Below are 16,421 nucleotides of genomic sequence, written 5' to 3'. Positions count from 1 at the left end.
CTATGGTCAATTTTAGTCAAAAATGTCGAAAAAGTCAACTGTTTGAACTTTTATCATGACGTCTCTTTTCATTCTTATATTTTACCCAGCTAACATAGGCCAATACAAAAACTATTATTCCACCTACCGCTGTTATGACCCAAAATAATGATGTCATGTCTTGAATGAGATTCACAATTGATAAAAAGGTAAAATTATACATATGTGATCAACCTCTCGCAAGCATTTACATTATAAATTTATGTTTGCTGGTCGTAGGTTATGTTAAAGAAATTGTCTCTTTTTACTTTTAACAGTTAACAGATAGGCAATAAAAATGGAAAAAACACTTAACCAAAAAGTAAAGTAGCCTATCTCATTCATATACTCACTCAGCGAAGCGTATACCGGCATCATACCGAACACATAATCAATGATGTCATTATGCAGTGTCCATATCGCTGCTACAGCAATATGCCTTAATTTGATTCGATAATATGGTGCGTATAACAACCCCTGGATTGCCATTGCTCCATGGGAGGCTATAAGCATGTATCCCTGCCATCCCAAAGAACCAGTTTCAATTAATGTAAAGATGTTCATAACAACTGCCCAGACACCATATTTAAACATGGTAATCACAGCAAGCGCCTCAATATATGGTACATTCTTTTTGAATAAGAAAAAGAAGAGGACAATTGTAAAGAAAAGACTTGCGGTAGGACTATCTGGAACAAATATTAAAAATATATCCGGGGTAATTGCCAGTTGAAACTTATACCAAATATACCCGTAAATAGTACCGAACAAATTGATTAGAAACAATAAAATTAAAAAAAACTTATCCCGTAATATGTAATGCAACATGCTTTCTCCACCCTCATCTGCAATTAAGAAAAGCTCAGGGCGCCCGTTTTAGAAGCAGACGCATAAGCAGGAGACTATAGAACGCATGGGTTTGGCGTTCGTAGTGTCCTTTGCCTATGACGGCATCTTGCTTCTGGGCGCTTGCGCTAGACAACACTTTGTATATTCTTATCTTTTAAGAAAAGACACCTTCACCGCTTAAGCTGGTAAAGGTGTCTTATAACAATTGGTTCAATTATTTTGCTTCTTCGTTAACAGATATAATAAATTCCGCTAACTTATTTAGTTCGTCTTTTGAACCTTTGAATACGCCAGGAGGCATTTGTCCTGTACCTTCTTGGGCAATCTTCATGATTTCTTCTTTCGAACGGTCAATTCCAATTAGTGAAGGAGCAGCCGCACCACCCTGTAACGAATCACCATGACATTGCATACAATTTTTCTCAAAAACCTTATACCCTGGGGCACTTTTATCAATTTCAGTAGTAGGAACTGGTTTGTTTGCTTCTGCACGAGCTTCCCAGTCGACATGTTCTGCTGATTCATAAGTAAGTACCATAACAGACGCAAGACCTAATAGCATCATTGCAACAGCAATTGGTCTTTGGTGTGGTCTCCGCCCAGGTCCACGGTCAAGGAAAGGAGCCAGTAATAAGCCCCCGAACGCAAGTCCAGGAAGAATAATGACACCAAACAGAACGTATGGCCCACTTGCGAATTTATATTTTAAAAGTTCATATAGAAATAAGAAATACCAATCCGGTAACGGTATGTATCCAGGTGTTGTTGGATCGGCAACGCCCTCTAGTGGAGCAGGATGCGCTAACGTTAAACATAAAAATCCAACTAAGAATACAGCACCAACCAACCACTCTTTTAACAAGAAGTTAGGCCAGAAAGCCTCTGTTCTACCGGGATATTCAGAATAATCTTTAGGTATATTAGGTTTGCGATCAGAAGAGATTCGAGAATCTCCAACAAACTTCATTCCTTTACCCTTATGCACAGCTTTCCCTCCTTTTTATAGTGGTCCAGAAATTCCCTGCTTACGAATTAATAGAAAGTGAGCAGCCATTAACGCAAACAATCCAGCTGGTAAGAAGAATACATGAATTGCAAAGAATCGTGTTAATGTCTGTGCTCCAACAATGCTTGGATCACCTGCTAATAATATTTTTAAATATTCACCGATAAACGGTACGGATTCAGCAATATTAAGACCAACTTCAGTTGCGAAATATGCTTTATTATCCCATGGTAACAAATAACCGGTAAACCCTAACCCGAGCATAATAAAAAATAACAATACGCCAATCATCCAGTTAAGTTCACGTGGTTTCTTATATGCGCCTTGGAAAAATACGCGCAACGTATGTAACAAAAGCATAACGATAACAACACTAGCACCCCAGTGATGCATACCTCGTACTATTTGACCATGAGCAACCTCTGTCTGTAAGTAATAAACAGATTTCCATGCATTTTCTATATCCGGTACATAGTACATGGTTAAGAACATTCCTGACAAAATTTGTATTACTGTAACAAAGAATGTCAATCCGCCAAAACAATAAACAAAAGCTGAAAAGTGATGTGCGGGGTTTACATGTTCTGGGACTTCATGATCTGCAATATCACGCCACAAAGGCGTAATGTCTACGCGTTCATCGATCCAATCATACATTTTTTGTAACATTAGCTATTACGCCTCCCCTCTAGGATGTGCTTTTCCTAAATACAACGCACCGTTTTCAACTTTTTTCTCATAAACATCAAGCGGCGCCGGTGGTGGTGTACCAGGGATGTTTGTCCCATCCTTCGTGTATCTTCCACCATGACATGGACAATAGTATTGATCTGGAAACTTGTCACTGCCTTCCCATGCAACCATACAGCCAAGATGTTTACATATTGGGGAAAGTGCCACGATTTCACCTGCATCATCTTTATAAACCCAAGCTGATTTAGTAACTTGTGACTCATACCAAGCATCTACTTGATCAACTTTCCATTCAACACGTTGTGGTTTGGTGGTTATATCCTCTACCGCAATCCCAGCGTTGTGCAGTTCACCGGACTTGGACTTTTTTAATACAGGATCGATCGCCATCCCTAACATTGGAACAAGCATGCCTGCTGCCATAAAGCCACCTACACCTGTAAGTGTATAGTTCAGGAATTGTCGACGGGATACTTGTTGCTTTTTTTCGCTCATGATTTTCCCCCCTCTTTTCATTTAATCACGGACATTATCAATTATAATTCAGATTACTAGGACATTACCATAATAGCGCAAACTGCTTGTTCGGTCAATATGTAATCATAAATGTTAACAAATCAGATGCTTTTTCTATATCATTGCTCAAGTTTATCTTTTTTATTCCATTGTCTCCCAATAGGAACGGATTAACTCACTAAGTTCGTTTACCTGATCATGAACAACGGTTTGCATTTCAGCTGAGTATAAATCACCTGATTGTAACCCAGGGAGCCACAAAAGCGTCCCATTTAGCAGTCGCTCATGTTTCTTCCAAGTTGAGTCGAAGGTGAGGAAAAAAATGTGATTAACTGGTTGATTCGACACATCATCCTGCCATTTATTAAGTCTATCAATTTCAATTTGCTTGTCCGCACCTTTTAAATACGCATAAGTTGGCGTTACCATGACCCTTCCCGCTAAATCCCGTTCAATTTCATTCATTAATATCGAAAGCGCTTCACTCTGGAAGCCACTTTTTTGAAGTTCCGAATCATTGGATAAATGGAAGGGGGCCAATGGAATAATTATAGTATCTACAAATTCCTTTGCCTCTATGTATTGAAGTAAATCTTTTTGCACCCACCGCATTGCCTAACTTCCTTTCCTGATATTTTCATACAGCAGCCGTTAACATATTAAAGTTTATCTTATCTTGACAAAAAAAATCAACCTATTGTTTTAACAATTTAGGTTGACCTTGATTACTGCTAACTAGTTTATGTAATTTCTGTGTGAGTTCCATAAACATTTCCTGGTCATTAATATCAAGACTGTAATCGATGGCTTCCTGTAATTTTCTTTTTTTACGATCGTACACTATTTTCTCCAAAAGCTGCTTTGCATTATCCTCATCGCTTTTTGTTAGATAATAATCTTCTGGCACGAAAGGATTATCCTCAAGAACAGCTACATACGATGCATTTTGAATAGAATTATGAAAATTCAATTGTACGTATAACGGTTCCTCCCGATTCATGCGAATATCATGAAAGGATTTTTCGGCATCCGTTGTTACTAAATGGTTTTTATAAAAGCGAAACGGTGCATCATTTGAGCATTGACTGGAAATGATGATCCCCCTTGGACAAAACTTTGCTTCACGAATAAAATGTACATGATTTAACAAATTATCGTGATTAACTAGGTAATTTAAAATCCAAACACTTTCACGTTTCTTTAGCTGATAATGATTTAAGAACCATTCAATGAACTCTTTTTTATCCTGAATGGAAATAGGAGCTTGCATCTTATTTTCCTCCCTCATTCATCTATACTAAAACTCGGTAGATTGAATTAAACGATCCACATATTCCTCTACGTCAGTATCCAACGGTTGGATTTTCAAATATTCTTTAAAAACACTGATTGCCTTCTCAGTCCTCCCTTCTTCGGTTAAAAAATATCCGTATTCTTTCAAGAAATCACTGTCTTGATTTAGTCTATTGTATGCTTCACCATACTGAAATAATGCATCTTTAAATGATTCTGTTTCATTTAATGCTCGTGCATGTTCCCAATCATAAAGCGGGTCATCTGCACCGAGCTTTTTAATTTCAGATAGCAGTTCGTGTATGTCATCGTATCGTTCTTGTACTTTCAATATTTCAATTAAAAACAGTACTGCTTCTTTATAGTCCGGGTCAATAGCAACGGCTTCACGAATATATTTTTCACTCTCATCGTTTTTATTAACCTGGTGCGCCAAATTAGCAGCATAGAAATAAAGTTCTTTATTAAAATCATCAAGTTGCAGACCTTTATTAATAGTCTGATACGCTTCATCAACACGTTCTTCCGTTTCATATGCTTTCGCTAGTTCATAGTAAACGGAAAGATAATGAGGATCAATTTCAATAACATGTTCCCACGCTTTAATTGCAATATCATTACGATTAGCATGTGCTGCCGTAAACCCATACTTAAATAACGTATCCGGATTCTCACTCTCAAGCTCCTGGAAATAGGTTAATGCAAGTTCGTATTCACCGGATGCCGCGTACGCTTCAGCAAGACGATCGTTTATAGATATGGTTGCTACCTCATTTGTTTTAGGTAAAATTCGTTCATAATATGTTATTGCTTTTTGATATTCTCCGGTAGAAAAGGCGAGCTCTCCAAGGGCAAAATCAATAACGACTTCTTCTGGATCAAGTTGTTTTGCAGTTAACAATTTTTGTTCGGCAACTTCAAACAATCCTTGTGCTTCATAAAGATCTGCCAGTTGAATTAATGTTTGCATGTATGCCGGATCATCCGGTTTAATTTCATTCAATAAATCAATTGCCTTTTCATCATCATCAAGTTCAATATAAATATCTGCCAGCATTATACTCAATTCACTTTCATCAGGATAATGCTGCAGCAACTCCTGCAAAATATAACTTGCTTCTTGATATATTCCCCACTGGATGTATAATTCTGCAATGGTAAATTTCTCATCCTCATCTGCTGAAGGAAGATAGTTTTCCAATAAATCGATTGCTTCTTTTGTTTTTTTGTTTTCCATTAAATGAACTGCTTCCATGATTGTTTCCATGATATACATCCCTTCTAAATGAATTCATTTTAGGACGGGGTTTAATTCTGCACCTGATCCAGATGCTGGAAAAAGCCAGGATAGGAAATGTTTATACTTGAATCATCATCAAGCACAACTTCTCCGGTTGTAATGAGAGAAGCAATAGATGCCATCATCGCAATCCGATGGTCGTGGTAACCGGAAACTTCTCCGCCCGAAAGTGGGGTTTTACCGTGTATAATCATTCCATCAGCAGTTCCCTCAATTGCTGCACCCAGTTTTGTTAGAACATCCGTTACCGCATGAATTCGGTCAGTTTCCTTATAACGTAATTCCTCAGCATCTTTTATTATAGTTGTTCCTTCTGCTTGTGTAGCTAACAGCGCAATAATTGGAATTTCATCAATTAAACGTGGAATAATTTCGCCTTCAATGTTAATTCCCCGCAGTTTAGTATACGTGATGGTAACATCGCCGATTAATTCACCATTAACAATTGACGAATTTGTAATCTCAATTGCAGAACCCATCTCTATAAGAACATCAATGATACCTGTCCTGGTTTCATTTAAACCTACTCGCCTTATTGTTAATCGGCTGTTCGGGACAATAGCTGCACCTGTAAGTAAAAAAGCCGCAGACGAGATGTCACCTGGAACAGTTACGTTTGTCGCGTAGAGTGAATTATCGCCCGAGATTTTGGTTGATAATCCATTTCTTTCTATATCTGCACCGAAGGCTTTAAGCATATGTTCTGTGTGATCGCGCGTTGGTGTAGGTTCAATAACTTCAGTGCTATTTGCAGCATACAGGCCGGCAAGCAATATGGCAGATTTAACTTGCGCACTTTTAACAGGCAGTTTATATTGGATTCCTGTTAATTGACCATGTTCAATACGTAAAGGCAGCACTTCACTGCCATCTTTCCCGTTAATTCTAGCACCCATCTCACGTAAAGGTAAAATCACTCGATTCATTGGCCTTTTTGAAAGTGATTCATCACCTGCTACAGTTGTTTGGAAAGGTAAGCCCGCAAGTACACCTAATAGGAGTCTTGCAGTTGTTCCGGAATTTCCAAAATACAGTTCCTCTGCTGGTTTTTTTAAAGATTTTATTCCTTTTCCGTGAATTGTAATGTTTGTTCCGTTTTTTTCAAACTTTACTCCCATTGATTCAAAAACATCAATCGTACGCATACAGTCCTCGCCATTTAGGAAATTAGAGACTTCCGTGGTTCCGTTCGCAATTGATCCCATGATGATGGCGCGATGTGAAATAGATTTATCGCCGGGGACCTCGATAACACCTGAAATAATATGATTATTTGGAGTTAATATTTTCTCAGCCATCTAAATGTCACTTCCTATCTCTCGCCATTTTAATTAAAAAGGATTTCAGGTAGTTCTGGAGATCCATATCTGTAATCTTTACTGACACAGGATTTCCAATATCCGAAAGTAATACCATTTGAACTTGATCATTTACAGTCTTTTTGTCTGACTTCATTCGTGCGAGCACACGATCTGTGTTTATTTTTTCCAGGTGTACTGGATAATTGTTAGCGCGAAGCCAGTTTACAAGTATATCGACTGGCAGGTTTATGGAATAAATGTCATTACTGACTTCCATGGCAAACAGCATACCGATTGCTACAGCTTCTCCGTGTGCTAAGGAACCATAGCCATATTCGGCTTCAAGCGCATGGCCCAATGTGTGGCCGAAGTTCAGGTATGCACGAATGCCTTTTTCTTTTTCATCTGTTTGCACAAAATGTTTTTTTATTTGGACGCCACGAAAAATATGTTCCTTCAACATAGTAGTTGTTAGATTACTAAGTTTTGCGTCCATAATGTCGGCAAACAATTCTTTGTCAGCAATTAATGCTTCCTTAACTATTTCAGCATAACCTGATCGAATTTCCTTTGGCACCAATGAATGTAATGTTTGAATATCATAAATAACTGCCTCTGGCGGATAAAAGTTGCCAATCAGGTTCTTTCCTAGTTTATGGTTGATGGCCACTTTACCCCCGACACTGCTATCGTGAGCAAGAATAGTAGTTGGAAGCTGAACATAATCAATTCCCCGCATAAAGGTTGCGGCGACAAAACCCGCTAAATCCCCAATCACTCCGCCGCCCAGGGCAATAATAAGTGACCTGCGATCGAGTCCACATTCAATTCCCTTTGTCTGGAGCTGATAGAATGTATCAATATCCTTCGATTGTTCTCCATTTTTTATAACTGTATGGAAAACATTAGAACGGCCTGCGAGACTTTCTTTTACATCATTCAGGTATAAATCAGCCACTTGTTCATCCGTTACAATGAGAATCGATGAATAAGTTTTAGGAAGGTATTTATCTGTTTCATGTCTAATATTTTCATCTATAAATATAGAATACTGATTTGTACTTGTTTGCACATTTAAACAGGTCATCAGAAACACCTGATTTCCTCACGATAGTCTTGTAACGCCTGTTTAAGCTTCGGAAATTGGTCAGCTGGAAATTGATCGGTAATCGCATTAGCGAGTTCAAATGCTACGACATGTTCCATAACGACTGACGCAGCTGGTACCGCACATGAATCAGATCGTTCAATACTTGCATTAAATGGTTCTTTTGATTCTATATCAACACTCTGCAATGGTTTATATAGGGTTGGGATTGGTTTCATAACACCCTTTACTATAATAGGCATTCCAGTAGTCATACCGCCCTCAAATCCACCTAGGTTGTTAGACTTGCGATAATAGCCTCTTTCCTTATCCCATGCTATTTCGTCATGTACCTGACTTCCATTTTTCCTTGCTGCCTCAAAACCCATACCAAACTCTACACCCTTAAATGCATTGATACTTGCAACAATTCCAGCAATGCGACCATCTAATTTCCGATCAAAATGAACATAGGATCCAATTCCGGCCGGCATTCCCTCAACAAACACCTCAACCACACCACCAATTGAGTCTCCTTCTTTCTTTGCTTGATCAATCACATCCATCATTTTTTTCTCAACATTCTTATCCAGAGTCCGGACGGGTGATTCCTCAGAAATTTCTTGTCGATCTTTACTGGATAATTGCTGGTTTTCTTCAGCTTTAATTCCGGCAATCTCCTTTACATACCCTGTTACTTCAATGCCGAGTTGTTTTAGCAATGATTTTGCAACTGCGCCAGCAGCCACCCTGGCAGCTGTTTCACGTGCTGAAGAACGCTCGAGCACATTACGCATATCACGATGTCCATATTTTATGGCCCCATTTAAATCAGCATGGCCTGGTCTTGGCCTTGAAATAGCACGTCTGATTTTGGTATTACCTTCTAATGGGTCTTCCCCCATAATATCGATCCAGTGCTTGAAATCATCATTTTTAATCACCAATGAAATGGGAGATCCTAAAGTATAGCCATGTCGGACACCACTCGTGATTTCTACCAAGTCTTTCTCAATCTGCATTCGTTTTCCTCTGCCATGGCCCTTTTGTCTGCGCAGTAAAGACTTGTTGATATCTTCCTTTGTCAAAGGCATGTGTGATGGTAAGCCTTCAATGATGGTCGTCAATTGTTTCCCGTGTGATTCCCCAGCAGTTAAATAGCGCATGTGGAAACCTCCCTTATTTGTTTAGTTTCTACTATACCATATCAAGTTACTATAGTGATTACGTATTATAGAAAAACCCTTGCCTATGGACAAGAGTTTTTTCTTTTCAACAAAGATCCTTTTAAATACGGTGTTGAAAGAAAGCCCCCGTTTATTAACGGGGGCTGTACTTATCTAAGGAAATGAACATGGAATAATAATAAAGCGAATTCGCTATTAGTAAATCCACTCACTATCCTGTTTTGAATATGTTGTTAATTCTTTTTCATCAAAGAATAAACCTAGTTCTCTTTCTGCACTTTCTGCAGAATCAGAACCATGGATAATATTTTTTCCCACGGTCATACCAAAGTCCCCACGGATTGTGCCTGGAGCAGCTTCAAGTGGGTTTGTTTTACCCATCATATCACGTGCTGTGGTAATTACATTTTCACCTTCAAAGGCCATAGCAAAGACTGGGCCTGAAGTGATAAAACTAACTAATTCACCAAAAAATGGACGCTCACTGTGTTCCCCATAATGAGTTTTAGCAAGGTCATCTGAAATGACCATAAGCTTTGCCCCTATCAATTTGAAACCTTTGCTTTCAAAGCGCTTTACGATTTCACCAACCAGGTTCCGCTGTACGCCATCTGGTTTTACCATTAAAAATGTTTTTTCCATTTTCTACACCTCTTCTAGTATGTATAGTATTGCATATCAAGCAGCCGTTAAAATTCTACCAAACTTTTAGAAAAATGACAACTTATTTATGAACGGCGTTTTCCAATATAAGTTGCTATTCCATGCAACGATTGTTTTGCGCGATGATCGGGAAGCTTGTCTAGGATACGAAGGGCTTTCTCCAAATACATATCGCTTAATTGATAGGAACGCTCAATCGCATCAGTTTGTTTCAAAACCTGAATTAATTGCTGCATTTGCTCTCGTGATACTGATTCCGAGTTAGCAAAAGTGTTCTTCAGCAATGAAAAAAACGCCGGGTCTTTCATAGCGTAAAGCACAGGCAGTGTGACATTCCCCTGTAATAAATCATTACCAGCGGGCTTTCCTAAAACTTTTTCAGAGGAAGTGAAATCAAGAATATCATCAATGATCTGATAAGACATGCCAATGTTATACCCATACATGAATAACCTATTGGTGTCCTTTTCATTGACACCTGCAACAACAGCCCCAAGTTTACAACTGGTAGCAATTAATAATGCAGTCTTCCGTTTGATCCGTCTTAGATAGGTTCTGAGTGTTTGGTCCCATTCATACTTATCTTTAATTTGTTCGATTTCACCGATACAAACCTCTACAATTGTTTTAGCCAATGTTTGGTGAGCTTCTTTTTCATTTATTAATGTAATACTCTCAAGTGATCTTGCTAAAATATAATCCCCGGTGTACATTGCTATTCGGTTGTCATATTGCTTTCTTATTGTTGGTTCCCCACGACGTATTTCTGCATCATCAATCACATCATCATGAACAAGTGATGCCATATGAATTAATTCAAGTGTTATTGCGACAATTTTCATACGTTCCAGATTATAATCACCAAATTGTCCGCCCAGAAGCACAAAAACGGGACGGATTCTTTTCCCCCCAGCTTTTAACAACTGGATTGACGTCTCTCTTAATACGGGATGATCAGCTTGTATTACCTCGTCTAAGGCCTTTTCAATATAATCCAGATCTTTTTTTAAATAACTGTACGTTTTAGCTAATTTCATGCCAATCACCTTTAATATTCACGGACTTTTGCTTATTTTTCTTTAAACCCCATATGCATTGCTGCGACTCCACCAGTATAACTCTTCATTCGAACATGAGAAAAGCCGGCTTCAAAGAACATTTGCTGCAGTTCTTTTTTGTCTGGGAAATTCTTTGCAGATTCATGGAGCCAAGCGTATTCTTTATAACTTTTTGCAAATAACCTACCAAATAATGGCATGATAAAACGAAAATATAAATAATAAAGCTGCCTAAAACCAATAAGTGTTGGCTGCGATGTTTCAAGACACACAACCTTACCACCCGGTTTAACTACCCGGTACATTTCTTTTAACACTGTCGTGTAATCCGGAACGTTCCTGAGCCCAAATCCAATCGTAACATAATCGAAGGAATTATCATCATATGGAAGTTCCATCGCATTGCCTTGAATGAATTCTATTTGCTTAAGGCCTGACTCTGCTTGTTTATCTTTTGCAATAGATAACATATTTTGACTGAAATCCAGTCCATATACTTTTCCCTCAGTACCGGTTTCCTTGGCCAATGAAAGTGTCCAATCCCCAGTTCCGCAACAAACGTCCAGGGCCATTGAACCTTTTGCGACCTGCATACGGGTCATAACATCCTGTCGCCAGGCCTTATGGCGCTGAAATGAGATAATTGAATTCATGGAATCATAATTCGAATATATTTTTTCAAAAACATGATGAACACGTTCTTCTTTTGATTGCTGGTGCATTTTTCACCCTTCTTTTGCGACGGAAGTGTCATTTTCAAGTATGTCCCGTAAAATAGTTATGATATCATTTTTGTTTGGAAGATCCGCGATGGAATTTTCAATATCGTTCTTTCTTTGGCTGATAATTTGATCTACTCTATTTTGAAAATCCAGTTTCTGCAAATTCGTTACATAAACTTTCAGGTTATCAAATAATGGTGAATTATTGTTGCCTGCGAATAATTTCTTCTCGTGTAAAAGCCTATTTACTAAAATAATATTTTCAATAAGTGCTATGTTAGGAAATTCTATAGTGTGACTAATCATTCGTGTGACTAGTAATGATTCTATTTTCACCAATAAGAGGATTACCTCATCAAAGGAGCATATATCATCATAGTATAGTTTCATCTTATATTCATTTATTTCTTTAATAGCCGTTGCCAGGATATGTATTACCGAAAAATCTTTTGTATCAGATAGAAGTGAATAATATAAACCACTATAATAATCACCAGCCAGTACTTTTAATTGTCTTTTTTCCTGATTTGTACTGCTTTCGCTTCTGTCATTTCTTAATGGTACAATCTCATGTATATCCAGAGCCATTTGGACGAACATTGTTGATAAAATATATTGCTCTATTTTTGGAACCGGCAATTTGGACTGCCTCATGTAGTAATATAGTAGAGCTAATTTAATTTCATCGATTTCTGGCTTTTGAATGGCTTTATCTAAATAAGCATGTTGTATTTTATCTTCAATCAATGACCGAAGTTTAGTAAGCTCTACACTTGATGTTGGCAACATAATCACCTAAACCTTTTCATACATACTTTATTCACATTTGATATTATAGCACACTTTACATGGCCTATCACTACTAACGCCATGTTTGTATGTATCCGGTCAGCTATCACTGGAAATTTCGCCGTGACTTGTTTGAATGACAGCCTTGCCTCTAACTTTCACTGCAGAGGTATGTTCGGTGAATTGGGCAATCATAACTTCATTCCGGTCTAGTTTTTCTGAATGATGAAAACGTGTGTCCGATCCACGTGTCAGACCAATAACGTTCACGCCGTCTTCCAACGCTTTAATAACAAAGAAATCTGTTTTATCTATTGAGTTTCCCATATATGTCCTCCTCATTATATTCCAATACTATCACTTTTAAGAGGTGTCGTGTCAACGATTAAGTTGTATCAGGGTTAGACTAACCCTGATATGTGCTTCTTAACCAAGTAATTTTATTGCATTAAAAAAAGGGTGCGATGATACGCACCCTTTACACCCTATGTAAAAGTATTATTTAACACTTTCTTTTAGGGCTTTACCTGGTTTAAAAGCAGGTACCTTGCTTGCAGGAATTTCGATCTCTTCTCCAGTTTGTGGATTACGACCTTTACGAGCTGAACGCTCGCGTACTTCAAAATTTCCAAATCCAATTAATTGAACTTTTTCACCGCTTTTAAGTGAATCCATGACAGATTCAAAAACTGCGTCCACAGCTTTTGTAGCATCCTTCTTAGATAGTTCGCTTTTCTCAGAAACCGCATTTACTAAGTCTGTTTTATTCATGACATTCACCTCCTCCCAAATATGTTTCATTCGACATTGGTATAAATAACGATACTTCATTATTTGACCAATTTGCCAACAATTATACTTTGTGCCAACATTTTCATGTGTGACAAGGCTTATATTAACCGAGATTGCCTTAAAATTCAACAATAAGTACGCAATTTATCGATTTTTAATTGTTATTTGACCCTTATTTACTAGAAAATGCATTAAATTTTTCCAGTAAATGTAAAATTGGACCAAGACGTTGCTAAGCCTTAACCAACGTGCATTTCAACAACAATTTTATTGCTTATAAAAGATATACGACACAAACTATTATTTTCCTGCTGTTCTTCTTAAATTTTTTATTTATTTTTCGCAAAAAAAATAGCAGCCAAATTGCGCTGCTATAAGATTATGGCGATTAGACCACCAGAACCTTCATTGATAATTCGTTCTAATGTATCTTTCAGTTTATATCGTGCGGTCTCAGGCATTAAGGCAATTTTAGCTTGAATTCCCTCTCTGACAATGGAGCTAAGTGATCTCCCAAAGATATCGGACTCCCAGATGGACAATGGATCCTCTTCAAAGTCCTGCATCAAATATCGGACCAGTTCTTCACTTTGCTTTTCTGTTCCAATTATCGGTGCAAATTCTGATTCCACCTCTACTTTAATCATATGGATCGACGGAGCAACAGCTTTTAGTCTTACACCAAACCTGGATCCCTGCCGTATGATTTCCGGTTCATCAAGTTCCATATCTTCAAGCGTTGGAGCGGCAATGCCATACCCCGTTTGTTTGACCATTTTTAAAGCACCTGATACTTGATCATATTCCCGTTTCGCGTGGGCAAAGTCCTGCATTAATTCCAGCAAATGGTCCTTACCCCGAATTTCTTCACCAACAATTTCCTTTAGGATCTGATCATATAAATATTCCGGTGCATGTAAATCAATTTCAGCAACACCATCACCAAGTTCCATACCAGCTAAATTAGCCCTCTCGATATACTCATATTCATCAAAGCTTCCGACTATTTGATCAACATCCCGCAGCCGTTTAATACTTTTAACAGTATCCTGAATGGCTTCCTGGTAATTCGTACGAAGCCAATGATCCTCTTTAAGCACCATTACCCAGCTTGGAAGATTAACATTTACCTCAAGGACCGGAAACTCATATAATGCCTCACGTAAAACATTGTTTACATCGTGCTCAGTCATTGTCTCAATATTCATCGCCAATACCGGGATGTCATGCTTGTCAATTAGTTCCTGCCGTAACATTTCTGTTTCCTGACTAGTTGGTCTAAGTGAATTTACCACCATTATAAATGGCTTACCTACTTCTTTTAATTCATCGATCACCCGCGATTCAGCATCCACAAAATCATTGCGCGGTATTTCACCAAAGGTACCATCTGCTGTAACAACCACCCCAATTGTAGAGTGTTCCTGAATTACCTTTCTGGTTCCGATCTCTGCAGCATCATGAAATGGTATTGGATCCTCATACCATGGAGTGTGGATCATTCTCGGGCCCTCTTCGTCTTCATAACCCTTTGCACTGTCGACTGCATACCCTACGCAATCAACCAGCCTTACATTAACATCTAAACCTTCGTCAACTTCAATACTTACAGCTTGATTCGGTATAAATTTAGGCTCTGTAGTCATAATCGTTTTACCAGCAGCGCTTTGTGGAAGTTCATCCTGGGCCCTTGAACGATCACCTTCCTCTTGGATGTTCGGTAAAACTACCAACTCCATAAATTTCTTTATGAAGGAGGATTTACCTGTTCTAACCGCTCCCACAACACCTAAATAAATATCTCCGTTTGTCCGTTTCGAAATATCTTTAAAGATATCAATTTTTTCCAAACGATCCCCTCCCAATTTCCTTAACCAATTAATCATGAACAACATACGTATAATTGACATTACAATTCTATGATGTTGTCCTATCAGAATATGACTTAAATCATAAAAAAATAATTATGCATGTTGTATGTACAAGAAACTAGTTTCTAGTGAAATAAAAATAACCCCTTGTAACAATCTATGCTGCAAAGGGTTATTTATGAATTTATTTTTTTACCTTCATATAAACTGGTTCCCCGTTTTTTATAGTGCTAGGGTAGGAATATACTGGAAGAAAAGGTGAATTTTCCGCTAAAATATAACGGATATCATCACCCGTCTGATAAGAATGATCATATTTGTCCAGAGCTTCAAATAAGTCAGGACGATAATCCACATATAGTTTCCCATCCGTATCCATGATAACCGGGAGATTTTTTTGTGAGTATGGGCTGACAACGTACGGTTCATGCTCGAAACCGAGTTTTTGATAATCTATTTTATACAGATTTTTAGTAATAGGCTTACCAAAGGGAGGATACATATGCTCATTTCGATAAATATGAAGCTGTACACTAACTTCGCGAATTGCGTCCGATATTCTAAGGTCAATTAGTTTTACACGGGGATTATCTTCAGGTGTCAGTAATGCATACTGGTATAACCCACCATTTTCATAGGCTGTCCCAGGTATTTCTGCCAAGATACCCTTTTCCTGCAGTGCACCGAAGTCAAGCAAGTACTTACGGAATATCGGTGTATTTTTATCTTTTGTTTTAATTGGCACGAGGCCATTCGTTTTTTCACGATATGTATCCACCGCTGACTGGACAGATTCTAATTGGATTTTATTTGGAACCTGGTTTTTAGACAATTCGTTTTCGGGATATAGACATCCACTAAGCAACGATATCAGGATAACAGCACCAATGGCACGCATATATGTAAATTTCATGTATAAATCCTCCTATACCATTTATCCTGTTGGTCCGCTTATTACAATATAAAAAATAATGATGCTTCCCAAAATTAAGCTAATATAAGCGATTGTTGCTACAATGCCAGCAAGCCACCCATTAAGTTTATATCTGCTAAGCAAAATCAAACCAATTGCCAGGATTAAAAGTACCATACCAACAAAAGAAACATACATTTTTAGCATGGATGTTGACATATCTTTTCCTCCTAAACTGACGGTTTTAGTTGCCAATCGTTATTATAACATAGGTTACAGCGATAAGTAGCATGCACGTCCTTTATTTATGGCAAAAATTAAACAAATAAATAACCGAGATGGAGAGGGCTGGCTCCATCTCAG

General features: G+C 38.0%; 20 protein-coding genes. All 20 read right to left on the bottom strand.

Translation table 11 applies throughout. The features are described 5' to 3' along the window. Positions 1-34 precede the first annotated feature (34 nt). Entirely contained in the window at positions 35-157 is a 123-nt protein-coding gene (locus CFK37_RS14885; RefSeq protein ID WP_245837394.1) for a sporulation protein YpjB, read from the bottom strand. Between the two features lie 107 nt (positions 158-264). Further along, on the bottom strand, positions 265-846 hold the full coding sequence (gene lhaT, locus CFK37_RS14880) for a lipoprotein heptaprenylglyceryl N-acetyltransferase LhaT (protein WP_089062608.1): 582 nt from the start codon (positions 844-846) through the stop codon (positions 265-267). Between the two features lie 235 nt (positions 847-1,081). Next, positions 1,082-1,852: a menaquinol-cytochrome c reductase cytochrome b/c subunit gene (locus CFK37_RS14875; RefSeq protein ID WP_089062607.1), complete on the bottom strand. Its 771-nt coding sequence runs from the start codon at positions 1,850-1,852 to the stop codon at positions 1,082-1,084. Between the two features lie 15 nt (positions 1,853-1,867). Then, positions 1,868-2,542 carry a menaquinol-cytochrome c reductase cytochrome b subunit gene (qcrB, locus tag CFK37_RS14870; protein ID WP_089062606.1) on the bottom strand — a complete coding sequence of 225 codons (675 nt, stop codon included), beginning with the start codon at positions 2,540-2,542 and terminating at the stop codon, positions 1,868-1,870. 6 nt (positions 2,543-2,548) lie between these two features. Continuing rightward, complete coding sequence (locus CFK37_RS14865; protein ID WP_089062605.1) at positions 2,549-3,061, bottom strand: QcrA and Rieske domain-containing protein; 513 nt, start codon at positions 3,059-3,061, stop codon at positions 2,549-2,551. Positions 3,062-3,223: 162 nt separating this feature from the next. After that, positions 3,224-3,694, bottom strand: a complete 471-nt coding sequence (locus CFK37_RS14860; RefSeq protein WP_089062604.1) for a DUF2487 family protein — start codon at positions 3,692-3,694, stop codon at positions 3,224-3,226. 82 nt (positions 3,695-3,776) lie between these two features. After that, positions 3,777-4,352 (bottom strand): ReoY family proteolytic degradation factor, encoded by a 576-nt coding sequence (locus CFK37_RS14855; protein ID WP_089062603.1) that lies wholly within the window; start codon positions 4,350-4,352, stop codon positions 3,777-3,779. 27 nt (positions 4,353-4,379) lie between these two features. Then, positions 4,380-5,642, bottom strand: coding sequence for a tetratricopeptide repeat protein (locus CFK37_RS14850; RefSeq protein WP_089062602.1), 1,263 nt, complete (start codon positions 5,640-5,642; stop codon positions 4,380-4,382). A gap of 41 nt (positions 5,643-5,683) precedes the next feature. Next, complete coding sequence (gene aroA / locus CFK37_RS14845; protein ID WP_089062601.1) at positions 5,684-6,973, bottom strand: 3-phosphoshikimate 1-carboxyvinyltransferase; 1,290 nt, start codon at positions 6,971-6,973, stop codon at positions 5,684-5,686. Positions 6,974-6,980: 7 nt separating this feature from the next. Continuing rightward, the gene (aroB, locus tag CFK37_RS14840) at positions 6,981-8,063 is read right to left on the bottom strand and encodes a 3-dehydroquinate synthase (RefSeq protein WP_089062600.1); all 1,083 of its coding nucleotides are present in this window, start codon (positions 8,061-8,063) and stop codon (positions 6,981-6,983) included. Then, positions 8,063-9,229 carry a chorismate synthase gene (gene aroC / locus CFK37_RS14835; RefSeq protein WP_089062599.1) on the bottom strand — a complete coding sequence of 389 codons (1,167 nt, stop codon included), beginning with the start codon at positions 9,227-9,229 and terminating at the stop codon, positions 8,063-8,065. The genes aroB and aroC overlap by 1 nt, the downstream gene beginning before the upstream one ends. Before the next feature lie 216 nt (positions 9,230-9,445). Continuing rightward, positions 9,446-9,892, bottom strand: a complete 447-nt coding sequence (ndk, locus tag CFK37_RS14830) for a nucleoside-diphosphate kinase (RefSeq protein ID WP_089062598.1) — start codon at positions 9,890-9,892, stop codon at positions 9,446-9,448. A gap of 86 nt (positions 9,893-9,978) precedes the next feature. Then, complete coding sequence (gene hepT / locus CFK37_RS14825; protein ID WP_089062597.1) at positions 9,979-10,950, bottom strand: heptaprenyl diphosphate synthase component II; 972 nt, start codon at positions 10,948-10,950, stop codon at positions 9,979-9,981. A gap of 32 nt (positions 10,951-10,982) precedes the next feature. Then, on the bottom strand, positions 10,983-11,693 hold the full coding sequence (locus tag CFK37_RS14820) for a demethylmenaquinone methyltransferase (RefSeq protein WP_089062596.1): 711 nt from the start codon (positions 11,691-11,693) through the stop codon (positions 10,983-10,985). Between the two features lie 3 nt (positions 11,694-11,696). Then, on the bottom strand, positions 11,697-12,482 hold the full coding sequence (locus CFK37_RS14815; protein WP_089062595.1) for a heptaprenyl diphosphate synthase component 1: 786 nt from the start codon (positions 12,480-12,482) through the stop codon (positions 11,697-11,699). A 99-nt stretch (positions 12,483-12,581) separates the two neighbouring features. Beyond that, the gene (gene mtrB / locus CFK37_RS14810) at positions 12,582-12,809 is read right to left on the bottom strand and encodes a trp RNA-binding attenuation protein MtrB (protein ID WP_172840509.1); all 228 of its coding nucleotides are present in this window, start codon (positions 12,807-12,809) and stop codon (positions 12,582-12,584) included. 171 nt (positions 12,810-12,980) lie between these two features. After that, positions 12,981-13,253, bottom strand: coding sequence for an HU family DNA-binding protein (locus CFK37_RS14805; RefSeq protein ID WP_089062594.1), 273 nt, complete (start codon positions 13,251-13,253; stop codon positions 12,981-12,983). 392 nt (positions 13,254-13,645) lie between these two features. Then, a complete protein-coding gene (spoIVA, locus tag CFK37_RS14800; RefSeq protein ID WP_089062593.1) occupies positions 13,646-15,124 on the bottom strand; it encodes a stage IV sporulation protein A in 1,479 nt (492 codons plus the stop codon). 205 nt (positions 15,125-15,329) lie between these two features. Then, positions 15,330-16,058: a hypothetical protein gene (locus CFK37_RS14795; RefSeq protein ID WP_089062592.1), complete on the bottom strand. Its 729-nt coding sequence runs from the start codon at positions 16,056-16,058 to the stop codon at positions 15,330-15,332. A 21-nt stretch (positions 16,059-16,079) separates the two neighbouring features. After that, positions 16,080-16,277, bottom strand: a complete 198-nt coding sequence (locus CFK37_RS14790) for a DUF2768 family protein (protein ID WP_089062591.1) — start codon at positions 16,275-16,277, stop codon at positions 16,080-16,082. Positions 16,278-16,421: the final 144 nt, after the last annotated feature.

This window comes from Virgibacillus phasianinus (assembly GCF_002216775.1).
GTDB lineage: Bacteria > Bacillota > Bacilli > Bacillales > Amphibacillaceae > Virgibacillus_F > Virgibacillus_F phasianinus.
The sequence above is the reverse complement of the archived record's forward strand: the minus strand, read 5'-3'. Positions and strand labels throughout refer to the sequence as shown.